At 72.4% G+C, this 21756-nt stretch carries 19 protein-coding genes; 14 read left to right on the forward strand and 5 right to left on the reverse strand.

What is annotated here, in order from left to right; genetic code table 11:
* Positions 1-8 precede the first annotated feature (8 nt).
* The 7 genes from G3I78_RS19000 to mug all read left to right on the forward strand — a co-directional run bounded on the left by G3I78_RS19000 (position 9) and on the right by mug (position 7132).
* A complete protein-coding gene (locus G3I78_RS19000; protein ID WP_164425976.1) occupies positions 9-899 on the forward strand; it encodes an LLM class F420-dependent oxidoreductase in 891 nt (296 codons plus the stop codon).
* Positions 900-955: 56 nt separating this feature from the next.
* Positions 956-1381, forward strand: coding sequence for a GNAT family N-acetyltransferase (locus G3I78_RS19005; protein WP_164425978.1), 426 nt, complete (start codon positions 956-958; stop codon positions 1379-1381).
* Between the two features lie 205 nt (positions 1382-1586).
* Positions 1587-2936, forward strand: coding sequence for a hemolysin family protein (locus tag G3I78_RS19010; protein ID WP_164425980.1), 1350 nt, complete (start codon positions 1587-1589; stop codon positions 2934-2936).
* A gap of 43 nt (positions 2937-2979) precedes the next feature.
* Positions 2980-4002, forward strand: coding sequence for a hemolysin family protein (locus tag G3I78_RS19015; RefSeq protein ID WP_164425982.1), 1023 nt, complete (start codon positions 2980-2982; stop codon positions 4000-4002).
* 194 nt (positions 4003-4196) lie between these two features.
* A complete protein-coding gene (locus tag G3I78_RS19020) occupies positions 4197-4979 on the forward strand; it encodes an SGNH/GDSL hydrolase family protein (protein ID WP_164425984.1) in 783 nt (260 codons plus the stop codon).
* 110 nt (positions 4980-5089) lie between these two features.
* Positions 5090-6526 (forward strand): adenylosuccinate lyase, encoded by a 1437-nt coding sequence (gene purB / locus G3I78_RS19025; protein ID WP_164425986.1) that lies wholly within the window; start codon positions 5090-5092, stop codon positions 6524-6526.
* A gap of 60 nt (positions 6527-6586) precedes the next feature.
* Positions 6587-7132, forward strand: a complete 546-nt coding sequence (gene mug / locus G3I78_RS19030; protein ID WP_164425988.1) for a G/U mismatch-specific DNA glycosylase — start codon at positions 6587-6589, stop codon at positions 7130-7132.
* A gap of 163 nt (positions 7133-7295) precedes the next feature.
* On the opposite strand, the gene G3I78_RS19035 is transcribed toward mug, so the two are convergent.
* Genes G3I78_RS19035 through G3I78_RS19045 form a run of 3 tightly spaced genes read right to left on the reverse strand, consistent with a single transcriptional unit; the run spans position 7296 to position 9454 of the window.
* On the reverse strand, positions 7296-7742 hold the full coding sequence (locus tag G3I78_RS19035; protein WP_164425990.1) for a hypothetical protein: 447 nt from the start codon (positions 7740-7742) through the stop codon (positions 7296-7298).
* Positions 7743-7800: 58 nt separating this feature from the next.
* Positions 7801-8532 (reverse strand): ABC transporter permease, encoded by a 732-nt coding sequence (locus tag G3I78_RS19040; protein WP_164425992.1) that lies wholly within the window; start codon positions 8530-8532, stop codon positions 7801-7803.
* 1 nt (position 8533) lies between these two features.
* Positions 8534-9454: an ABC transporter ATP-binding protein gene (locus G3I78_RS19045; protein WP_164425994.1), complete on the reverse strand. Its 921-nt coding sequence runs from the start codon at positions 9452-9454 to the stop codon at positions 8534-8536.
* A 108-nt stretch (positions 9455-9562) separates the two neighbouring features.
* Here G3I78_RS19045 and G3I78_RS19050 point away from each other — a divergent pair, with 108 nt between their 5' ends.
* From G3I78_RS19050 to G3I78_RS19060, 3 genes are all read left to right on the forward strand, one after another.
* Positions 9563-10732 (forward strand): histidine kinase, encoded by a 1170-nt coding sequence (locus G3I78_RS19050; protein ID WP_164425996.1) that lies wholly within the window; start codon positions 9563-9565, stop codon positions 10730-10732.
* A 14-nt stretch (positions 10733-10746) separates the two neighbouring features.
* Positions 10747-11412: a response regulator transcription factor gene (locus G3I78_RS19055; protein WP_164425998.1), complete on the forward strand. Its 666-nt coding sequence runs from the start codon at positions 10747-10749 to the stop codon at positions 11410-11412.
* Positions 11413-11579: 167 nt separating this feature from the next.
* Positions 11580-12737: an ROK family transcriptional regulator gene (locus tag G3I78_RS19060; RefSeq protein ID WP_164426000.1), complete on the forward strand. Its 1158-nt coding sequence runs from the start codon at positions 11580-11582 to the stop codon at positions 12735-12737.
* A 57-nt stretch (positions 12738-12794) separates the two neighbouring features.
* On the opposite strand, the gene G3I78_RS19065 is transcribed toward G3I78_RS19060, so the two are convergent.
* Both G3I78_RS19065 and G3I78_RS19070 read right to left on the reverse strand, forming a co-directional pair.
* Positions 12795-13556 (reverse strand): GntR family transcriptional regulator, encoded by a 762-nt coding sequence (locus G3I78_RS19065; protein WP_164426002.1) that lies wholly within the window; start codon positions 13554-13556, stop codon positions 12795-12797.
* A gap of 167 nt (positions 13557-13723) precedes the next feature.
* Positions 13724-14608 carry an RNA polymerase sigma-70 factor gene (locus tag G3I78_RS19070; protein WP_164426004.1) on the reverse strand — a complete coding sequence of 295 codons (885 nt, stop codon included), beginning with the start codon at positions 14606-14608 and terminating at the stop codon, positions 13724-13726.
* Between the two features lie 154 nt (positions 14609-14762).
* Here G3I78_RS19070 and G3I78_RS19075 point away from each other — a divergent pair, with 154 nt between their 5' ends.
* From G3I78_RS19075 to G3I78_RS19090, 4 genes are all read left to right on the forward strand, one after another.
* Complete coding sequence (locus G3I78_RS19075) at positions 14763-15593, forward strand: alpha/beta fold hydrolase (protein ID WP_164426006.1); 831 nt, start codon at positions 14763-14765, stop codon at positions 15591-15593.
* A gap of 285 nt (positions 15594-15878) precedes the next feature.
* Entirely contained in the window at positions 15879-17465 is a 1587-nt protein-coding gene (locus G3I78_RS19080; protein WP_164426008.1) for an alkaline phosphatase D family protein, read from the forward strand.
* Positions 17466-17594: 129 nt separating this feature from the next.
* Positions 17595-19031 (forward strand): SWIM zinc finger family protein, encoded by a 1437-nt coding sequence (locus tag G3I78_RS19085; RefSeq protein WP_203615138.1) that lies wholly within the window; start codon positions 17595-17597, stop codon positions 19029-19031.
* Positions 19028-21700 (forward strand): DUF6493 family protein, encoded by a 2673-nt coding sequence (locus G3I78_RS19090; RefSeq protein ID WP_164426010.1) that lies wholly within the window; start codon positions 19028-19030, stop codon positions 21698-21700. The genes G3I78_RS19085 and G3I78_RS19090 overlap by 4 nt, the downstream gene beginning before the upstream one ends.
* Positions 21701-21756: the final 56 nt, after the last annotated feature.

A 21756-nucleotide genomic window follows, 5' to 3' on the forward strand; every position in this document is an offset into this window, starting at 1 on the left:
GAGAGTTCATGCCACGCCCGTTTCGCTTCGCCGTCAACCTGACCGCCGCCTCCACCGGGGAGGAATGGCGCGCCAAATGCCGTCGGGCCGAGGAACTCGGTTACGACGTGATCCTGGTCCCCGACCATCTCGGCAAGGTCGCGCCCTTCCCGGCACTGGTAGCGGCGGCGGAGGTCACCGAACGCCCGCGCCTCGGGACGTTCGTCCTCAACGCGGGTTTCTGGAACCCGGCGTTGCTCGCCCGCGAGGTGGCCACCGTGGACACGCTCACCGGCGGACGCCTCGAACTCGGCCTGGGCACGGGCTATGTGAGGTCCGAGCACGACGACGCCGGACTGCCCTTCGGCTCGCCGGGCGAACGGGTCGGCCATCTTCGGCGCACGGTCGAGGAGTTGGGGCGGCTGCTGGCCTCCGAGGACCATGTCCCGCAGCCGGTGCAGCGGCCGCGGGTGCCCCTGCTGATCGGCGGCATCGGCAACCGGATGCTCCGGCTGACCGCCGAGCACGCCGACATCGCGGCCTTCACCGGGGCCACCCTGGTGCCGGGCAGCACGACCGGCAAGCTGACGCCGGTCACCGCGGAGCAGCTCGACGAGCGGGTCGCGCACTACCTGCGGCTGGCCGAGGGCCGCAAGGAACCGGCCGAGCTGAACCTGCTCATCCAGACGGTGGTCGTCACCGACGACCGCGAGGCGGTCGCCACGCCCTTCCTGCACCGGCTGCCGGACCTGACCCTCCAGGAGGCGCTGGACCTGCCCATCATGCTGATCGGCACGGTGCCGGAACTCGTCACGCAGGTGCTGGCCCAGCGCGAGCGGTACGGCTTCTCGTACCTGACGGTGCTGGAGGCGTCCATGGAGGCGTTCGCACCGGTCCTGGCGGAGCTGCGCGGCCGGTGACCGTCCGCACTGCGGAACGCCGGGCACGGGTCACGCGCGCGTGATGGGATCGCCGTATGACTGACCTGCGGATCCGGGCCGCGACGCCCGACGACCTCGACACCGTGCTGGCCTTCTGGAAGCGGTCCGCCGAGGGGACCAGCATCAGCGACGACCGGGACGGCGTGGAGCGGCTGGTCACCCGGGACCCCGAGGCGCTGATCCTGGCCGAGCTCGACGGCGAGCTGGTCGGCACGGTGATCGCCGGCTTCGACGGCTGGCGCTGCCATCTGTACCGGCTCGCGGTGCACCCGGAGCGCCGGCGGCGCGGCATCGGGTCGGCGCTGCTCACCGCCGCGGAGGAGCGCTTCATACGGCTGGGCGGGCGGCGCGGGGACGCGATGGTGCTGGTGCGCAACGAAACGGCCCAGCACGCGTGGCGCGCGGCGGGGTATGCGCCGGAGGAGAAGTGGCGGCGGTGGGTCAAGCCCCTCGCCGAGTAGGGCGAGCGGGCGGCCGTGGGATCGCCCGAGGAGAGCTGGCCGGCTCAGGACGGGCTGTCGCCCGAGGACAGGCGGTCAGCTCGGGCCAAGCCGTCGGCTCGGAACAGGCGGTCGGCTCAGGACAGGCGGTCGGCCCAGGACAAGCCGTCGGCTCAGGACAGGCGGTCCTCGGGGCTCTGGCCGATCATGGGACGGAGGTGACCCGATGACCGAAGTGCTCCTCCTGCTGGTGGCGATCCTGCTCTCGCTGGCCTGCGGTGCCTTCGTGGCGGCGGAGTTCTCGCTGACCACCGTCGAGCGCGGCCGGCTGGAGCGCGCGGTGGAGCGCGGTGAGCGGGGTGCGTCCGGCGCCCTGAAGGCCGTACGGAATCTGACGTTCCAGCTGTCCGGGGCGCAGCTCGGGATCACCGTCACCAACCTGGTCGTCGGCATGCTCTCCGAACCCTCGATCGCCGCGCTGATCGCGGGCCCCCTGGAGTCGCTGGGGATCCCGCGGTCCACGTCGAAGTCGCTGGCCCTGGTGCTCGGCACCGCGCTGTCCACGGTCTTCCTCATGGTGGTCGGCGAGCTGGTGCCGAAGAACTGGGCGATCTCCTCGCCGCTGGCGGTGGCCAAGCGGGTGGGGACCGCGCAGAGCTGGTTCAGCGCGTCCTTCCGCCCCTTCATCACGCACCTCAACAACACCGCCAACCGGGTGGTCCGCCTCTTCGGCCTGGAGCCCGCCGAGGAACTGGCCTCCGCGCGCGGGCCGCAGGAGCTGGCCGCCCTCGCCCGGCACTCCGCGCGCGAGGGCGCTCTGGAGGCCGACACCGCCGAGCTGTTCGTACGGACGCTCAACCTCGCCGACCTGACCGCGGAGAACGTGATGACCCCGCGGATCCAGGTGGTCGCCCTCGACGTGCAGGCGACCTGCGAGGACGTCGCGAACGCCACACGCGCGACCGGCCTGTCCCGCTTCCCGGTCTACCGCGGCAGCCTCGACTCGGTGGTCGGCATCGCGCACATCAAGGACGTCCTGGCCGTACCGGCCGACCGCCGCCCCCGGGCCTCGATCGCCGAACTGCTGCGCGAACCGCTCCTGGTGCCCGAGTCACTCACCGTGGACCGGCTCCTGGACCGGCTGTCCGGCAAGCGGACCATGGCGGTCGTCATCGACGAATACGGCGGCACGGCGGGCGTGGCCACGCTGGAGGACATCGTCGAGGAGGTCGTCGGCGAGGTACGGGACGAGCACGACCCGCACGAGACGCCCGACCTGGCCCCCGCGGGCACCGACGACCAGGGCAGAGGGCTCTTCCGGGCCGACGGGTCGGCCCGCATGGACCAGCTCGCGCGCGTGGGGCTACGACCGCCCGAGGGGCCGTACGAGACGCTGGCCGGGCTGGTCGCGACGGAGCTGGGCCGGATTCCCGCGGTGGGTGACTCGGTGGAGGTCGTGGGGTGGCGGCTCGACGTGGAGGACGCGCAGGGGCGCAGGGCGGCGCGGGTGCTGTTGCACGCGCCGTCGGAGGAGGGCTCGGGAGAGGACGGATCGGGCGAGGAGGGCGTGTCATGAGCGTTGCCCGTTCGGCTGCCGCTGCCGCGGAGGGGGCCGGGTCATGACCGTCGTCCAGTTGCTGATCGGTCTGGCGACCCTCGTCGTCAACGCGTTCTTCGTGGGCGCCGAGTTCGCGCTGATCTCGGTGCGGCGCAGCCAGATCGAGCAGTACGTGGAAGCAGGCGCGCAGGGCGACCGGCGCGCCAAGAGCGTGCTGTGGGGTCTGGAGCACGTGTCCGCGCTGATGGCGGCCGCGCAGCTCGGGATCACGCTGTGCACGCTGGTCCTGGGTGTGGTCGCGGAGCCCGCCATCGCGCATCTGCTGGAGCCGGTGTTCGAGGCGCTGGGCGTGCCGAAGGGCGCGGGGCACGCGGTGTCCTTCGTGATCGCGCTGACCCTGGCGACCTATCTGCACATGCTGCTCGGCGAGATGGTCCCGAAGAACATCGCGCTGGCCGAACCCGTGCGCAGCGCCCTGCTGCTGGGACCGCCGCTGGTGACCCTCGCGCGGGGACTGCGCCCGGTGATCTTCGCGATCAACGCCTTCGCGAACGCCCTGCTGAAGCTGCTGCGCGTGGAGACGAAGGACGAGGTCACGGCAACCTTCTCCGACGCCGAGCTGGCCCGGATCGTACGGGACTCGGGCGAGGCGGGGCTCATCGACGAACGCGCGCGGGAACGGCTGCACGACGCGCTGGAGCTGGGGCGGCGCCCGGTGCGGGACGTGGTGCTACCGCTGGAACAGATCGTCTACGCGCGCGTGGGCGTCACGCCGGAACAGCTGGAGCGGCTCTCGACCGAGTCCGGGTTCTCGCGCTTCCCGGTGGTGGACGAGGGGCGCAGGATCGTCGGCTATCTGCACGTCAAGGACGCGCTGGACGCCTCGCCGCGGGATCTCCGGTTCGCGGTGCGGGACATGCGGCCGATCGCCCAGGTCCGGGAGAGCACACCCCTGGACGACGTCCTGACGGCCATGCGGGGCAGCCGGACGCATCTGGCGGCGGTGCTGGGCGCGGACGGGCGGCTGGCGGGGCTGGTGACGATGGAGGACGTGCTGCGGGAGCTGTTCGGGCGGCGGACGTAGACGTAGGGGGACGGCTCAGGAGGACGCGCTTGATGGACGCCTTTGGTGCACGCGCTTGGTGGACGCCCTCGGTGGGCGCCTCGGTGGACGCCCTTGGTGGACGCCTCGGTGGATGTCGGGAGCCGTAGCGCTTCGTGACCGCTTCAAGGGCGACCGACCGACGGGTATGTCCAGCGGTTACCATTTCTTCCGCCATGCAGACGAATCCCACACACACCAGCCTGGTCGCGGTCGGCGACTCCTTCACCGAGGGCATGTCGGACCTGCTGCCGGACGGCTCCTACCGGGGCTGGGCCGACCTCCTCGCCGGCCGGATGGCCGCCGTCACCCCCGGTTTCCGGTACGCCAACCTCGCGGTGCGCGGCAAGCTGATCAAGCAGATCGTCGACGAGCAGGTCGACGTGGCGGCGGCGATGCAGCCCGACGTGATCACGCTGGTGGGCGGGCTCAACGACACCCTGCGGCCCAAGTGCGACATGATGCGGGTCCGGGACCTCCTGACGGAGGCGGTGGAGCGTCTGACCCCGTCCTGCAAGCAACTGGTCCTGATGCGCAGCCCCGGCCGCCAGGGCCCGGTCCTGGAGCGCTTCCGCCCCCGCATGGAGGAGCTCTTCGAGGTCGTCGAGGAGCTGGCTTCGCGGCACGGCGCCCTGGTGGTCGACCTCTACGGGGCACCCTCCCTGAGCGACCCGCGCCTGTGGGACGTCGACCGGCTGCATCTGACGGCCGAGGGCCACCGCCGGGTCGCCGAGGCCGTCTGGCAGGTGCTGGGCTACGACCCCGAGGACACGGAGTGGCGCACCCCGGCCCCGGCGACGGTCCCGCCGAAGTGGGTGGCCCGCCGCATCGCCGACGCCCGGTTCGCCCGACAGCATCTGCTGCCGTGGATCGGACGGCGGCTGACGGGGCGGTCGTCGGGGGACGGGATGCCGGCGAAGCGGCCGGAGTTGCTGCCGTACGAGCGGCCGGTGGAGTAGCACCCGCGTCCAGTGGGAGCGGCACAGGCAGGGAGCGACGCCGGTTCGTAGGTTCCCACCAACACCCCCGCGACCCTGGCCTGCACGATTCGCCAGTAGAATCTGCACACGTGACTCCCGCCAAGCCCCGCATCCCGAACGTCCTCGCCGGCCGCTACGCCTCCACCGAGCTCGCCACCCTCTGGTCCCCCGAACAGAAGGTGAAGCTCGAGCGCCGGCTCTGGCTCGCCGTGCTGCGGGCCCAGAAGGACCTCGGCATCGAGGTGCCCGAGCAGGCCCTCGCCGACTACGAGCGGGTCCTGGACACCGTCGACCTGCCCTCCATCGCGGAGCGCGAGAAGGTCACGCGGCACGACGTGAAAGCCCGGATCGAGGAGTTCAATGACCTCGCCGGGCATGAGCAGGTCCACAAGGGCATGACCTCCCGCGACCTGACGGAGAACGTCGAGCAGCTCCAGATCCGCCTCTCCCTGGAGCTGATCCGGGACCGCGCGGTGGCCGTCCTGGCCCGCCTCGGCAAGCTGTCGGGCGAGTACGCCGAGCTGGTCATGGCCGGCCGCTCCCACAACGTGGCCGCTCAGGCCACCACCCTCGGCAAGCGCTTCGCGACGGCGGCGGACGAACTGCTCGTGGCGTACGGCCGCGTCGAGGAACTCCTCGCCCGCTACCCGCTGCGCGGCATCAAGGGCCCGGTCGGCACCGCGCAGGACATGCTGGACCTGCTCGGCGGCGACGCCTCGAAGCTGGCGGAGCTGGAGGACCGGATCGCCGGCCACCTGGGCTTCTCTCAGGCGTTCACCTCGGTCGGCCAGGTGTACCCGCGCTCGCTGGACTACGAGGTCGTCACCGCGCTGGTGCAGCTGGCCGCGGCCCCGTCCTCGCTGGCGAAGACGATCCGGCTGATGGCCGGGCACGAACTGGTCACCGAGGGCTTCAAGCCGGGCCAGGTCGGCTCCTCCGCGATGCCGCACAAAATGAACACGCGGTCCTGCGAGCGCGTCAACGGCCTCATGGTCATCCTGCGCGGCTACGCCTCGATGACGGGCGAGCTGGCGGGCGACCAGTGGAACGAGGGCGACGTGTCCTGCTCCGTGGTCCGCCGGGTGGCCCTCCCCGACGCGTTCTTCGCGCTCGACGGCCTTCTGGAGACCTTCCTGACGGTCCTCGACGAGTTCGGTGCCTTCCCGGCGGTCGTGGCCCGCGAGCTGGACCGCTACCTGCCGTTCCTCGCCACCACCAAGGTGCTGATGGGCGCGGTGCGCGCGGGCGTGGGCCGTGAGGTCGCGCACGAGGCGATCAAGGAGCACGCCGTCGCCTCCGCGCTCGCGATGCGCGAGCAGGGTGCCGAGCGCAACGAACTCCTCGACAAGCTGGCCGCCGACGAGCGCATCCCGCTCGACCGCGCGCAGCTGGACGAGCTGATGGCCGACAAGCTGTCGTTCACGGGCGCCGCGGCCGACCAGGTCGCCGTCGTCGTCGGCCGGATCGAGGAGATCGTCAAGCGGCATCCTGTGGCCGCGGGGTACACGCCCGGGGCGATCCTCTGACCCGTCTCATGACGACCCGCCTCATGACGACCCGCCTCACGAAATGACTCACCTCAAGAAATGACGCGCTTCACTCCTGAGGAGTTGGAGGCCGCCCGCGACCGTCTCGTACCGGACGTCGTCGCGGACGGTCTCCATGTGCTGTTCTGCGGTATCAACCCCGGCCTGATGACGGCCGCGACGGGCCATCACTTCGCCCGCCCCGGCAATCGGTTCTGGCCGGTGCTGCACCTGTCCGGCTTCGCACCGAGGCTCATGAAGCCGTCGGAGCAGGAGGAGTTGCTGTCGTACGGCCTCGGCATCACCAATGTCGTGGCCCGGGCGAGCGCGCGGGCGGACGAGCTGAGCGCGGAGGAGTACCGCGAGGGCGGGCGGCTGCTGGCGGAGAAGGTGACCCGGCTCAAGCCGCGCTGGCTCGCCGTGGTCGGGGTCACCGCCTATCGCGCGGCCTTCGAGGACCGCAAGGCGCAGGTGGGCCCGCAGGGGCGGATGATCGGGGACACACGCGTGTGGGTGCTGCCCAATCCGAGCGGTCTCAACGCGCACTGGACGGCGGCGACGATGGCGGAGGAGTTCGCCCGGCTGCGGGTGGCGGCGGATTCCTAGGCGGACTGCCACGCGGTCTCCCAGGGTCGGACTGACGAGCGGCGGACTGCCGGGCGGTGGACTGGCGGATGGTGGGCTGCCGGGCGGTGGACTGCCGGACGGTGGACTGCCGGACGCCCGGCTCCTACGCCGACGGCATCCGGGCGGTGGCACCCCCGGCGGGTCACACCGGGTCGATGTCCGAGGCCACGGCGAGGACGTGGACCTCGTCGCCCTCGTCGCGGTAGCCCACGCCGACGGCGATCCAGCGGTCCGAGCCCGGCGGCTGCCACAGCTCCAGATCGTCCATCAGGACGCTGGTCAGGGCCCAGGGCTCGGGTATGTCCTCGCCCCGTCCGAGGCGCACCTGGAGCGTGCCCATGCCCCAGAGCGGCTGCTGCCTGCCCCAGCGGTCGTCCAGTTCCTGCGCTATGTGGCTCTTGAGGGCGTAGAAGTCCTGCACGGTCGCCATGCGCCGCGAGACGTCGCCGGTCCGGGTCCCGTGGCTCGTCTCTAACGACTCGATGCGGTAACCGGGTCCAGACCGGTACGCGTCCGACTCGCCGTCCGCCGCGGTCAGGTCGCGGGCGCACAGCGAATCGATCGCGGCGAGGTACTTCGCACTGTCCATGTGATCCAGTAAAGCGGGCGGGACTGACATTTGGCGGGCCGTCAGGGGACTCGCAGGGTCAGGCGTCCCGACGCCGTACACTCCAGGCTCCCGCCGCGACGGCCGCCGTCGCCCACAGCGCGGTCACCCCGAGTCCCGTCCACGGCCCGAGAGTTCGGTCGGGGGTCTCGTACAGGACGGCCTGGCCCGCCCGGTCGGGCAGGAAGTCGGCGACGCCCGCTCCGGCCGCGTCCCCGATGACGAACGAGACGACCAGGACCAGCGGGACGATCAGGGAGAGCGCGCCCACGCCGCTGCGCAACAGGGCGGCGATCCCCGCGGCGAACAACGCCATCAGCGTGAGGTAGGCCGCGCAGCCGACGACTCCGCGGATCTGCTGACCGGTGGAGAGGCCGCTCGCCGCGTCTCCGAGTCCGGCGCGGGCCACGACGAGTGCGGTGAGCGCGGTGACCAGGCCGACGGCCAGCGTCGGTACGGCGACGGCGAGCAGCTTGGCCGCGAACCACCGCCCGCGCCGGGGCACCGCCGCCAGTGACAGCCGCAGTCCGCCCCCGTGGAACTCCGAGGACACGGCCATCGCGCCGAAGGAGATGGCCGCGATCTGTCCGGGCGCGACTCCGGACAGGGCCGTGAACAGCGGGTCGGACTCGGGGTCGGAGGTGTCGGAGACCCCGGCGATCGCGGAGAACGCGGTGGTCACGGCGAACAGGGCGAGCAGTGTGCCGAGGAGCGAGCGCAGGGTACGGACCTTGAGCCACTCGGAGTGGAGGACGGGGGCGAACGACGACATGTCAGGCCTCCTGCGGTTGTGCGCTGAACTCGGTCTCGGCGGAGGTGAGGTCAAGATAGGCCTGCTCCAAGGTGCCCTCTTCGGCGGTCAGTTCCAGGAGGGGCACTCCCGCGGCGGATGCCAGGACGCCGATCTCGTCCACGCGTGCGTGCGGCACGGTCCAGTGCCCGTCCGGGTGTTCCACGGCGTCGTGACCGTGCCGGGCCAGAGCGTCCTTCAGGGCGGCGGGGTCGGTCGTGCGGACACGGACTCTGGGCTGCACGCGTGCGTGGATGAACCCGCGCATCGGTGTGTCGGCGAGGAGGCGGCCCCGGCCCAGCACGACGAGGTGGTCGGCGAAGGACGCGGTCTCGTTCATGAGATGGCTGGAGACCAGGACCGTGCGGCCCTCCTGGGCCAGCCGGCGCAGCAACTCGCGGATCCAGATGATGCCTTCGGGGTCGAGTCCGTTCGAGGGCTCGTCGAGCATGACCACCTGGGGGTCGCCGAGGAGTGCGGCCGCGATGCCGAGCCGCTGTCGCATGCCCAGGGAGTACGTCTTCACCCGGCGCCGCGCCACGGAGTCCAGGCCGGTCTCCGCCAGCACCTCGTCGACCCGGCGGTCGGGGATGCGGTTGCTCGCCGCAAGGGTGCGCAGATGGTCGCGGCCGGTGCGGGAGCCGTGCGCGGCCTGGGCGTCGAGCAACGCGCCCACATGGCGCAGGGGTTCGGCGAGGGTGCCGTAGACGCGGCCGCCGATCGTGGCGGTCCCGGAGGTCGGGCGGTCGAGGCCGAGGACGAGCCGCATGGTGGTGGACTTCCCGGCGCCGTTGGGGCCGAGGAAGCCCGTCACGCGGCCGGGGAGGACACGGAAGGTGACGTCGTCCACGGCGCGTCGGGTGCCGAACTCCTTGGTGAGGGCTTGGACTTCGATGCTGGTCATGGCAGCAGCCTGGCGTCCGAGGTGCGGTCGGGGCCTCCCCCGCGCGTGGAGATCGTCTCCCCCGTGCGGGGGAGGTTCACTGTCAGTGGTGGCTGGCACGATGGCGGAATGGTCCGTTTGCTGCGCCCGCTGGGCCGGGCGGTGACGTACACACGGTTGCTGCATCTGTTCATCGCCACCGTGTGGCCGGCCATGTGGCTGTTCATCCAGGAGGCGTGGTGGACCTGGCCGGTCGCGGCCCTGGCGCTCGCCCCCGTCGGGCTGGTGCCCGCGATGCGCACCGTGGAGGGGCTCCAGGCCCGGCTGCTGCTGACGGGGCATCGGCACGACAGCGAGAGCATGGACATCGTCGTGGCGCCGTCCGTCTCCTGGGCCGACCTGGGCCGGCTCGTCGTCTGGCTGGAGACGCGGCTGCTGCTCGGCTATGCGACGGCGATGGTCACCGTGCAGCTGCTGATCAGCTCGGTGGACCTGGTGGCGTCGGCGTTCGGCCGGGACGTCGACGAGGGGGTGCTGGTCCTTCTCGACGGCCACCGGTGGTGGCACATCCTGCTCGCGCCCCTCTCCCTCGCCGCGCTGGCGCTCACCGTCGTCGGCTCGGGACGACTCGTGACGGCGATCGCCCTCCGGCTGCTGGGCCCCTCCCCCACCGAGCGCCTCGCCGCCCTGGAGGAGCGCACCGAGCAACTCCTGGAGCGGACGCGCATCGCGCGCGAACTGCACGACTCGATAGGCCATGCCCTGACGGTGGCCGTCGTCCAGGCCGGCGCCGCCCGCGCGGCCGGCGACCCCGCCTTCACCGACCGTGCCCTGGACGCGATCGAGGAGACCGGCCGGGCCGCGCTGGAGGACCTGGAGCGGGTCCTGGGGATCCTGCGCGAGTCCGAGCGACCGGCGTCCGCCCGCCCCACGCTGGCGGACGCCGACCGCCTGCTGGAGTCCGCCCGCGCGTCCGGCGCGAAGGTGGACGCGGAGTTCACGGGACCGTTGGACACCGTGCCGGGACCGGTGTCGCGCGAGGGCTACCGCATCCTCCAGGAGTCGCTCACCAACGTGCTGCGGCACGCGGGGGCCGTCCCGGTCCGGGTCCGCGTCGGGGTCACGCGGGAGGCGCTCGTTCTGAAGGTCCGCAATCCGCTGGCCGCCGACATACCGGGGCCCGGCCGGGGCAGCGGCCTGCGGGGCATACGCGAGCGTGCCGCCCTGCTCGGCGGGAGCGCCCGCACCGGTCCGGACCAGGGCGACTGGCAGGTGCATGTCGAGTTGCCGGTGGGCTGATCTAGGCTGACCGGATGCCGGTCACCGTTCTCCTCGTCGACGACGAACCCCTCGTACGCGCAGGTCTGCGGGCCGTCCTCGAGACACAGCCCGACATCGAGGTGGTCGGCGAGGCGGCCGACGGGGCGGCGGTGATCCCCCTCGTACGGCAGCTGCGGCCCGACGTGGTCGCCATGGACGTACGGATGCCCCTGCTGGACGGCATCGAGGCCACGCGCGCGGTGCTGCGAACGGTCGCGGAGCCGCCGAAGATCCTCGTGGTGACGACGTTCGAGAACGACGAATACGTGTACGAGGCGCTGCGGGCCGGAGCCGACGGGTTCCTGCTGAAGCGGGCCCGGCCCGCCGAGATCGTGCACGCGGTGCGACTGGTCGCGGAGGGTGAGTCGCTGCTCTTCCCGGCGTCGGTGCGGCGACTGGCGGCGGAGTACGGCGCCGAGACGGCCGGCAACCGCACGGCCCGGGACCGGCTGGAGCGCGCCCGGCTGACCGAGCGGGAGGCCGAGGTGCTGCGGCTGATGGCACGGGGCCTGTCGAACGCGGAGATCGCCACACGGCTGGTGGTGGGCACGGAGACGGTGAAGTCCCACGTGAGCGCCGTACTGGCCAAGCTGGGAGCACGCGACCGCACGCAGGCCGTGATCGCCGCATACGAGTCGGCCTTCATCACTCCGGGCTGATCAACGCGCTCCGAAGGGCGCGCGGGACTGTATCGGTTTGCGGCTCCGCCATGTGGGCGCGACCAGCCTCGACAAGCCCGGGGACAAAAACCGACCCATCACGGCCCAACCCGGCGGAACGCCCGGTACGATCCGGCCAACACGCGCACGAGCTGGGAGGACGGACGGTGGGGCGGCTGACCGGCGGGGATCCCTCGCTGCTGCGAAGGATCAATTCCGCGGTGGTGCTGCACGCGCTGCGCGCCACCGACTGCGCGACGCTCACCGAGATCACCCGGGTGACCGGACTGTCCCGGCCCACGGTCGAGGGCGTCGTCGAAGGTCTCATCGAGGCCGGTCTGGTGGTCGAGAAGGCTGCCGACGAGAGCGTCGCCCGGCGCCAGGGGCGGCCCGCGCGGCGGTTCAGGTTCCGGGCCGAGACCGGCCATCTGCTGGGCCTGGACATCGGCCCGCACCGGGTCGCCGCGCTCCTGTCGGACCTCGACGGCCGGGTGCTCGGCGCCGTCGCCAAGGACGTCGACGAGACCGCCTCCGCCGACGAGCGGCTGGAGCGGCTGCGCACCGCGGTGGCCGAATTGCTGCGCCGGGCCGGGGTCGCGCGCGACTCCCTGTGGGCCGTGGGGGTCGCCTCGCCGGGCATCGTGGAGGCGGACGGCACGATACGGCTGTGCGCGGCGCTGCCGGAGTGGACGGGGCTGCGGCTCGGCGAGCGCCTCAGCCGTTCATTCAAGTGCCCGGTGCTGGTCGAGAACGACGCCAACGCGGCCGCGGTCGCCGAGCACTGGAAGGGCGCCGCCACCGAGTCCGACGACATGGTGTTCGTGCTCGCCGGGCTGAGCCCGGGGGCCGGTTCGCTGATCGGCGGGCGGCTGCACCGGGGGTACGGCGGGGCGGCCGGGGAGATCGGCGCGCTGCATCTGCTGGGCCGTGAGGTCACCCCGGAGACGCTGCTGTCCACCACGGACGAGCCCCTGCACCCGCTCGACGAGCAGGCGGTCGCCGAGGTCTTCGCACAGGCCCGTGAGGGCGACCAGCGGGCCCGGGCGGCCGTGGACCGCTTCATCCAGCGGCTCGTCCACGACGTGGCGGCGCTCGTCCTGGCGCTGGACCCGGAACTCGTCGTGATCGGCGGTTGGGCGGCCGGCCTGGACGGCGTACTGGAGCCGCTGCGGCGGGAGTTGGCCCGCTACTGCCTGCGTCCGCCGAAGGTGGCCCTGTCGCTCCTCGGTGAGGCGGCCGTGGCGACGGGTGCGCTGCGGCTCGCCCTCGACCATGTGGAGGAGCAGCTGTTCGCGGTCGAGGGGACGGTCACGGCGCGGCGATGACGGACGGCTGCGCCCCGGATCTCGCTTCCGGGGCGCAGCCGTATCGCTGACGTGTCCTCAGGAGGCCTGGCGCTCCGGGCCCTCGTGGATCTCCACCGCGCCCGAGTCCCCGAAGGTCAGCCGGCAGGTGTCCGCACGGTAGGTGGCCACGGAGATGGCAGCGGTGCGGCCGCCGGCGAGATAGCGGGTGGTGACGACGAGGACCGGGGCGCCGGGCAGGCGGTCCAGTTCCTTCGCGTCGTCCGCGCGGGCCGAGCCGAGTTCGACCGCGTTCTCCCGGCTGTCCAGTTCCAGGCGCTGGAGTTCGCGCAGCACGGCACGCGCGCGTGCCGCCGCCGACGGGGCGTCTATGGCGGAGAGTTCCGGCACCGACGCCTCGGGGATGTAGAGCAGTTCGGCGGCGACCGGCTGACCGTGTGTCACACGGGAGCGGCGCACGATGTGCACCGGCTGGTCACGGTCGGTCTCCAGGGCGTCGGCGACGGCCGCGGGCGGCACCGCGACGGCGCAGTCGACGGGCTGCCAGTCGTCCCCGGCCGCGCCCGGCCAGGCCTGCTGCTCGGTGCCGACGGCTACGCCCACGCGCGGCGGCGCGACGGTCGTACCGACTCCGCGGCGGCGCTGGAGCCTGCCTTCCAGTTCCAGCTGCTCCAGGGCCTGCCGGAGCGTGGCGCGGGCGACGCCGAAACGGGCGGCGAGATCGCGCTCGTTGGGCAGGATCTCGCCCACGGAGAATTCGGAGTCCAATGCCTCACTGAGCACGGTCTTTAGATGCCAGTACTTCGGTTCCGGCACCGATTCCAGCTGCGTGGTCCCCACCCTGTCCTCCGCAATCGCCGTGGTCCGGCAGCGTTTTAGCGCCCTTGTTTATTAAAGGTTGTTTCACTTCTCTGCGACCATAGGGCGGCCCCCACCCTTGGTCAAGACCAATCCTCGATCCCTCGCAGGGCATGCGGGCGCGGTGCCACACAGCGTTGATGAGGTATTCAGGCGACGGACAGGGACCGCAGCTTGTCGGGATTGCGGATGATGTAGACGGACTGGATACGGCCGTCGAGAATGTCCAGCTGGAATACGGAATCAGGCAATCCGCCGGACAGCACGAGCACGGCGGGACCGCCGTTGAGCTCCAGGAAACGCCAGGAGATGTCCTCGACACCCTTCTTGGCGACGCCCAGCAGGAAGCGGCCCACATGATCGGCCGATTCCAGCGCCCGCAGCGGCGCCTTGGACTTGCCGCCGCTGTCGCCCACCAAGCGAACGTCGGGGGCGAGCAGCGACATCAGCGCCTCCAGGTCGCCTCCGCCGGCCGCGGCAAGGAAACGCTCGGTCAGATCCCGGCGCTGGGCCGGATCCACGTCGTAGCGCGGCCGTCGTTCGTCGACGTGCTTGCGGGCCCGCCCGGCGAGCTGGCGTACGGCGGGCTCGGCGCGGTCGAGCATGGCCGCGATCTCGGCGTAGGGGTAGCCGAACGCCTCCCTGAGGACGAACACCGCCCGCTCCAGGGGTGACAGCGACTCCAGGACGACCAGGACGGCGAGGGAGACCGAGTCGGCGAGGACGGCCTGTTCGGCGGTGTCGGGGACGGTGTCGCCGAAGTCGGTCGCATACGGCTCGGGCAGCCACGGACCGACGTACGTCTCACCGCGCGCCTTGACCTGGCGGAGCCGGTCGATGGCCAGGCGCGTGACAACGCGGACCAGATAGGCGCGCGGCTCCCGTACCTCGCTCCGGTCGGCCGCCGACCAGCGCAGCCACGCCTCCTGGACCACGTCCTCGGCGTCGGTGACGCGCCCGAGCATGCGGTAGGCGACGCCCAGCAGGACAGGACGGTGTTCTTCGAAGACATCGGTCTCGGTTTCGGTGGCCACGGGTCCATCCCAGCCCAGACGCCGGTTCGTGTCCAGGCGATATGGGCGGGCGCACCCATGGGTCTACCCGCCAGTAGCAATTGCTGACAAGCTGTCTACAGCGCGTCCGCCGTGCGTCCCCTCGCACCCCCTGAGCCGCCGTCAAGGAGCCCTCATGTCCGCCACCGTCTCCTTCAAAGTCCCCTCCGCGCAGGGGCCGCAGCCCGTGACCGTCTCCTACGCGCGCGTGGGCCGCGGCGAACCGCTGCTCCTGCTGCACGGCATAGGGCACCACCGGCAGGCCTGGGACCCGGTGGTGGACATCCTGGCGACCGAGCGCGACGTGATCGCCGTGGACCTGCCCGGGTTCGGAGCGTCCCCGGGGCTGCCCGAGGGCCTCGCCTACGACCTGGCGACGACGACGGCCGTGTTCGGGGCGTTCTGCGAGGCGCTGGAGCTGGACCGCCCGCATGTGGCGGGCAACTCCCTCGGCGGTCTGCTGGCCCTGGAACTCGGCCGCGAGAAGCTCGTGCGGTCGGTCACCGCCCTGTCCCCCGCCGGGTTCTGGTCGCAGGCCGAGCGGCGGTACGCGTTCGGCATCCTGCTCACCATGCGGCAGATCGCCCGGCGGCTGCCGCTGCCGCTGGTCGAGCGGCTGTCGCGCAGCACGGCGGGCCGCACCATGCTGACGAGCACGATCTACGCACGCCCGGGCCTGCGGTCGCCCGAGGCCGTGGTCGCCGAGACGCTCGCCCTGGTGCGTGCCACCGGGTTCGACGAGACCCTGCGGTCGGGCGCCGCCGTCCAGTTCACCGAGGACGTCCCCGGGCTCCCGGTCACGGTGGCCTGGGGCACCCGCGACATGCTGCTGGTGCCCCGCCAGGGCGTGCGCGCCAAGGGGATCATCCCCAAGGCCCGGCTCGTACGGCTGCCCGGCTGCGGCCACTGCCCGATGAACGACGACCCGGCCCTCGTCGCGCGCGTGATCCTCGACGGCAGCCGCTGACATCTTTTCGTGACGGGTGTGCGCCCGCTTCGTGACGGGTGTAGGCCGGTCGGTCCGGCTTCTTTCGGGGCGGGTGCACGCCCGATTGCGTGACGGGTGTACGCCCGGCTTCGTGATGGGTGTACGCCGGTCGGTCCGGCCTCCTGGCGACTGATCCGACGGTTTCGCACACGGGTTCCCTTGTTCCCGCGGTCAGTTGTTCACTTGTGGTTTCCGTGTGCGCTGCGGCGCACCAGTAGTTGTGGCATCGCACACTGGCCGGATCCCGTCCCCGGAGGCGCATCCATGTCACACCGTCCGTTCCCCGGTCGCCGCAGCGTGTTGCGCGGCTCCCTGGCCGCTTCCGCGGCCCTCACCCTGCCCGCCGCCGCGGGCGCCGCACCGGCGTTCGCCCTCTCGGGGCGCCCCGCCGCGGGCTGGGGGGTGCAGACGGGAGACGTGACCTCCGACTCGGGCCTGGTGTGGGTGCGTTCCGACCGTCCGGCCCGGATGATCGTCGAGACGTCCGCGACCGAGTCGTTCCGCAAGGCGCACCGCTGGCACGGCCCGCTGCTCGGCGCGGACACCGACTTCACCGGTACGACCCGGCTGTGCGGGCTCCCCTCAGGCGAGCAGATCCACTACCGGGTGCTGCTGGCCGACCCGGACGACCCGCGCCGTACGGGTGAGCCGGTCGCGGGCACCTTCCGCACGGTGTCGGACAAGCGCCGGGAAGGGGTGCGCTTCCTCTGGTCCGGCGACCTCGCGGGCCAGGGCTGGGGCATCAACCCGGACTTCGGCGGCTACACGATCTACCAGGCGATGGCCAAGCTCGACCCGGACTTCTTCCTGTGCAGCGGCGACAACATCTACGCCGACGGGCCGATCACGGAGACCGCGGCCCTGCCCGACGGCAGCACCTGGCGCAACATCACGACCGAGGAGAAGTCCAAGGTCGCCGAGTCCCTGGCCGAGTTCCGCGGCAACTTCCGCTACAACCTGCTCGACCACAACCTGCGGGCGTTCAACGCGCAGGTCCCGTCGATCATCCAGTGGGACGACCACGAGGTGCGCAACAACTGGTATCCGGGCCAGACCATCCTGGACTCCGACACCCGCTACACCGAGAAGCGCGTGGACGTGCTGGCGAAGCGGGCCCGGCGCGCGTTCAGCGAGTACTTCCCGATCTCCACGCTCCAGCCGGGCGCCCGTGACGGCCGGGTGTACCGGGTGCTGCGGCAGGGCCCGCTGCTCGACGTGTTCGTGCTGGACATGCGGACCTACCGCAACGCCAACTCGCCCGACGACCAGACCGTGGACCCGCAGGGCATCCTCGGCGCCGAGCAGCTGGAGTGGCTCAAGCGGGAGCTGTCGCGCTCGCGGGCGGTGTGGAAGGTGATCGCCTCCGACATGCCGCTCGGCCTGGTCGTGCCCGACTCCACCGAGGGCAGGGCGAACATCGAGGCGGTCGCGCAGGGCGACCCCGGTGCTCCGCTCGGCCGTGAGCTCCAGATCGCCGAACTGCTGCGGTACATCAAGCACCGGCGCATCACCGGCACGGTGTGGCTGACCGCCGACGTCCACCACACCTCCGCCCAGCACTACCAGCCGTCGCGGGCCGCGTTCACCGACTTCGAGCCCTTCTGGGAGTTCGTCTCGGGTCCGCTCAACGCGGGCGCCTTCCCGGCCAGCGCGCTCGACGGCACCTTCGGCCCCGAGCGGGTGTTCGTGAAAGCGCCGACCGCCTCGAACGTGTCGCCCGCGGGCGGCTACCAGTTCTTCGGCGAGGTCGACATCGACGGCCACAGCGGCGAGCTGACGGTCCGCCTGCGCGAGGCGGACGGCACCGTGCTGTTCACGCGGGTGCTCCAGCCGGGCCGAGTGGGCCAGTAACTCCCGTACCCTCGAAGGCGGGTCGCGCGCCGGCGTCATCCCCCGGTGCGCGGCCTGCGAAGTCCCTGACGGACAGGGCGTTTTCGCAGGTCAGGGCCGATTGTCAGTGGTCGCCTCTACGGTTTTTCCATGACGCGATCTTTGCAGGCCGTGGCCTACCGCCGACCCTCCGCGCTGGAGTCCGCGGTGGGCGGACAGCGCCTGGGACTCGAGACCTCCCGGGGCGCGACACCCTCGGGTGCCGTGGACCATCCGCGGTTCTTCACAGGATTCCTGACGTCCCCTCAGGTGGCCTCGGCGGGGCTGCTCGCGGTCGCCGACGTGGCGGCCGCGCGCTACTACCAGCGGCAGCTGCTCGCCTCGCTGGACCCGGTGGTGACGGGCAACGGCGACCGGTTGCGCTTCGAGTCCTTCTCCGGCTGCGGCGGGGTGTACGCCCGCCTGGACGTGCTGACGGCGGGCCTCGACGGCGGCGAGGTGGGACACGGCACGACGAACGTCGACGTCAACAACCCGCTGCGCGAGGCGCTGTCCCGGATCGGCGCCGACGATCCGCTGCATCTGCGGGTCGGCCCCGAGGAGATGGCCGTGACCACGCTTGACGGCCCGGTCGTGGAGAAGAAGGTGCCGCTCCCGGACCGCTGGCTGCGCGGCTTCGCCGAGGCCCAGGTGATCGCCGCGGGGTTCGACCTGCGGGCCGAGCTGTCCGCGGCCGAGGCGGTCCGGTTCCTGCGGACGCTGCCGCGCGGCGGGGCGCGGGGCGCCTCGGCAGGCGCTCAGTGGGTGGTGCCCGCCGGGCGCGGTCTCAGGCCGACGACCAGGCCGGTGCCCGGCGCGGTGTGCCTGCCCGGCCCCGAGCGGCTGATCGCGCTCCAGCGGGTGCTGCGGCACGCGACCTCCCTGCGGGTGTACGGCCCCCCGGTCGCGGCGGCCACGGCGGCACCGTCGGCGAGCGCCTGGGAGATCGTCCTGCCGGGCATGCGGCTGACCCTCACCCTCTCGCCCGACGCCTCTCGCGGGTTCTCCGGTGAGGGCGGTGTCCTCGACGCCCTGGCCACCGGCGAGGCCGCCGCGGACGCCGAGTTGATCGCGGTGCTGCTCGCCTGGGAGCCGCGCGTCGACGTCACCGACCTCGCCGCGGCCTCCGGCCTCACCGCCGAGCGGGTCCGGACCGCCCTGGTCCACCTGGGCACCTCGGGCCGCGTCGGGTACGACACCGCGGAGGCGGCCTACTTCCACCGGGAACTGCCGTACGACGCCGAGCGCGTCGAGCGGCACAATCCCCGGCTGCGCTCGGCCCGGGCGCTGGTGGCCGCCGTGGCGGTGACCCTCACAGGCGCCGTCGGGACGGTCACCGCCGAGGACGGCCATGTGCACCGGGTGCGGGAAGAGGCGGGCGTGCTCAGCTGCACGTGTCTGTGGTGGGCGAAGTACCGGGGCGGACGCGGGCCGTGCAGGCACGCGCTGGCGGTGCGGATGGTGCGGCGGGACGGGGTGGGGCGGGCCTCGGCGGAGCCGACCTCGGTGGCACAGGACATGGCAGTGGTCGACGGGGGTGTGCGATGAGTGAGTTGCTGGACGCGGTGCGGGCGGGGCGGACCGCGGAGGTCGTGAGCCTGCTGGACGGGATGACGGACACCGAACGCCGGGTGGTCTTCCCCGAGTTGAAGGCGCTGCGCAAGGAGCTCAGGCCGAACCGGTGGAGTCCGGAGGCCAACCGCGCCCACCCGGCCCTGCATGCCGCGGGGGCGGCGTGCCAGACCGGTGCTGCGGGTGTCGCGAGCTGGCTCGTGGCCTCCGACATGCGCTGGTCGCAGGCCTCACCGGGACTGCTGCTCCACCTCCTGGGCGACCGCGACCCCGACTGGCTCGCCGACGTGGCACACCGGCTCGCCCAGCGCCCGACCGGCACCAATGTGCCGTACGAACTGATGGCCGGCCTGGTCCAGCTCGCGGGCTGCCCGGCGCCGACGACGGAGGCGTACGTCCAGGGCTGGGTCTGGCACATCGGCAGGACCTGGCGGCAGGGAGACGTCCTGGTCGACCGGCTGCGCAAGGAAGTTCATCTCCCGGTGCTGGTGGCCGCGTTGTTCGAGACGGACGAGGTCGGCAGCTCCCTGTGGTGGCTCGGCAAGGAGGGACCCAACAGCTGGACGGGCGCTCTCGCCCAGCTCGCGGACGAGGGCGTTCTGGAGCGGCAGGCGCTGCTCGACGCCTGCGTGGCCCGGCTCCTGCGGGGCGGGCCCACCGCCGGTCTGCGGGTGTGCCTGCGCCTGCTGAACGACCTTTCGCTGAGCCGTGCCGAGGAGAGGGAGCGCACGGCCGACTGGCTGGCGCTGACCTCGGACGCGATCTCGGTGGTCGCCTCGCACGCCCAGTCGGTCCTTTCCGCCCTGGCCCTTGAGGGCGAACTGCTCCCCCGCCGGCTCGCCGAGATGTCCGAGGCCGTCCTGTTCCGCACGGAGAAGAAGCTGGTCCGCGCGCAGCTCGTGCTCCTCGGCAAGGTGCTGGTGCGCGATCCGGCGACCGCGGACGAGCTGCTGCCCGGCGCCGCGCAGGCCTTCGGCCACCCCGACCCGGACGTCCAGGAGCGGGCGCTCAAGCTCGTGGAGCGGCACGCCGGAAAGGCCGGTACCGATGCGGTGCGGAAGGAACTGGCGGTCTCAGCCGAGCAGTTGATCCCCGTACTGCGCGCTCGCGCCGTCGGGACGCTGGGCGCGGCCTCGATGCCCGCCGAGACCCTGCCGTACGAGGAGGTGCTCCCGCCCGCGCCGGAGCCGACCCGAGTGGCACCGGGACCCCGGTCGACGGCCGAACTCGTGGAGGAGATCAGCGCCCTAGTGGCCGCGGAGCAGGACGTCTCCGCCTTCGAGCGAACCCTGGACGGCCTGGTCCGTCATGCGTACGACGACCAGGAGGCGCTCGTCGAGGCACTGGACCCGGTGCTGCGGCGCTATTGGTGGTACGTCCCGGACCCCGCGTCCTCCCGGCGGGCGGACGACCACTTCGGCCGGCCTCACGGCCTGGCCGGCGGATCCGACGCGCTCGAACTCCTCCTCGCCACGCTCAGTGGAAAGGTCCTCACCTCCACGCTCCACTCCCTACTCCGACGTCGGGCGACGAGTAGCGCCTGCGCCCACGCGCCGCTCGCCCTCGCCTTCGACAGCCGCATCGAGGAGATCGCCCACCGCACCCGGACCGACCCGCTGCCCTTCCTGCTCTCCACCCCGAGTTGGAGCACCGGGCTGCTGGAGCCGGACGAACTGGTCGACCGCCTCGACGGATACCGGGACCTGGGCGCCCGCCCCTCGGAGGCCGACTTCGCGCAGGCCCTGCTGCGGGTGCGGCGCGGGGCCCGGTCGGCGGCCACGGCGGCCGCCGACCGGGCCGCGGCCCTCGGCACGGCGGAGGGCACACGGCTCGCCCGGTGGCTCACCGCCGAAAGACCCGCCCCGGCTACGGGCCGACGCCGGACGGCAGGTTCTCGCATCCTGCTGGAACTCGGTGAACTGGAGGAGTTCCAGGGGGACTTCCCCGAGGACGTCCGGCAGCTGGGCCGTCCGGTGACCGTCTCCGGGGCGCGCTGGTACTGCGGGCACTGGAGCGACGAAGTGCGCCGGCACTGGCTGGCCATGCTGCCCGAGCACCGCGAACTCGTCGCCGCGCGGCTGCTCCACGACCTGTCCACGGTCGCCGTGGACGAAGCCCGGGGTGTCGCCGCGGTCCTCCCGCTGCTCGCCGAGTCGGGCGGCGAGGCGGGCGAGGCCGTGCACCTCTGTCTCGCCTACGGGCTCGGCGCGCGGTATCCGGAGGACCGGCTCGCGGCCGTGGACGCGCTGCTGGTGCTGGCGGCGCGCGGACAGCTCGACGCGGACCGGCTGGGCGCGGACCTGGGCCAGCTGGTGCGGCGCGGAGCCGTGAAGGCCACGCGGCTCGCCGAGTCGGTGCGGGCCGCGGCGGCGACCGGGGCCGAGGCCACCGTGTGGCGCATACTCCGGCACACCCTGCCCATCCTGCTGGCCGACCTCGCGACCGGCGGGACCGTCGGCGGCGGGAACCCGGCGTCCCGTGGGCTCGGGGAGCTGCTGGGCGCGGCCGCGGAGTGCGCCGAGCGGTCCGGGGCCCGGGGCGAACTCCCGCACCTGGCACGGGCGGCGGACCGGCGCGGCTCGTCCCGGCTGGTGACCCAGGCCCGCAGACTGCGCGGTGCGCTGAACGAGGAGGTGGCCGCCTGACGTAGTACCAGGTAACGGCGTCTGTCCGGCGTCGCACACGACCGAACAGTTGAAAC

The organism is Streptomyces sp. SID13726 (genome assembly GCF_010548375.1).
Taxonomy (GTDB): Bacteria; Actinomycetota; Actinomycetes; order Streptomycetales; family Streptomycetaceae; genus Streptomyces.

Excerpts from the sequence above, each read along its gene's own strand:
- G3I78_RS19010 (WP_164425980.1), top strand. The coding sequence starts at position 1,587 with ATGACCGAAGTGCTCCTCCTGCTGGTGGCGATCCTGCTCTCGCTGGCC.
- G3I78_RS19050 (WP_164425996.1), top strand. The coding sequence starts at position 9,563 with ATGGTCCGTTTGCTGCGCCCGCTGGGCCGGGCGGTGACGTACACACGG.
- G3I78_RS19080 (WP_164426008.1), top strand. The coding sequence starts at position 15,879 with ATGTCACACCGTCCGTTCCCCGGTCGCCGCAGCGTGTTGCGCGGCTCC.
- G3I78_RS19045 (WP_164425994.1), bottom strand. The coding sequence starts at position 9,454 with ATGACCAGCATCGAAGTCCAAGCCCTCACCAAGGAGTTCGGCACCCGA.
- G3I78_RS19055 (WP_164425998.1), top strand. The coding sequence starts at position 10,747 with ATGCCGGTCACCGTTCTCCTCGTCGACGACGAACCCCTCGTACGCGCA.
- G3I78_RS19000 (WP_164425976.1), top strand. The coding sequence starts at position 9 with ATGCCACGCCCGTTTCGCTTCGCCGTCAACCTGACCGCCGCCTCCACC.
- G3I78_RS19040 (WP_164425992.1), bottom strand. The coding sequence starts at position 8,532 with ATGTCGTCGTTCGCCCCCGTCCTCCACTCCGAGTGGCTCAAGGTCCGT.
- G3I78_RS19005 (WP_164425978.1), top strand. The coding sequence starts at position 956 with ATGACTGACCTGCGGATCCGGGCCGCGACGCCCGACGACCTCGACACC.
- G3I78_RS19090 (WP_164426010.1), top strand. The coding sequence starts at position 19,028 with ATGAGTGAGTTGCTGGACGCGGTGCGGGCGGGGCGGACCGCGGAGGTC.
- G3I78_RS19085 (WP_203615138.1), top strand. The coding sequence starts at position 17,595 with ATGACGCGATCTTTGCAGGCCGTGGCCTACCGCCGACCCTCCGCGCTG.
- G3I78_RS19020 (WP_164425984.1), top strand. The coding sequence starts at position 4,197 with ATGCAGACGAATCCCACACACACCAGCCTGGTCGCGGTCGGCGACTCC.
- G3I78_RS19035 (WP_164425990.1), bottom strand. The coding sequence starts at position 7,742 with ATGGACAGTGCGAAGTACCTCGCCGCGATCGATTCGCTGTGCGCCCGC.
- mug (WP_164425988.1), top strand. The coding sequence starts at position 6,587 with ATGACGCGCTTCACTCCTGAGGAGTTGGAGGCCGCCCGCGACCGTCTC.
- G3I78_RS19015 (WP_164425982.1), top strand. The coding sequence starts at position 2,980 with ATGACCGTCGTCCAGTTGCTGATCGGTCTGGCGACCCTCGTCGTCAAC.
- G3I78_RS19075 (WP_164426006.1), top strand. The coding sequence starts at position 14,763 with ATGTCCGCCACCGTCTCCTTCAAAGTCCCCTCCGCGCAGGGGCCGCAG.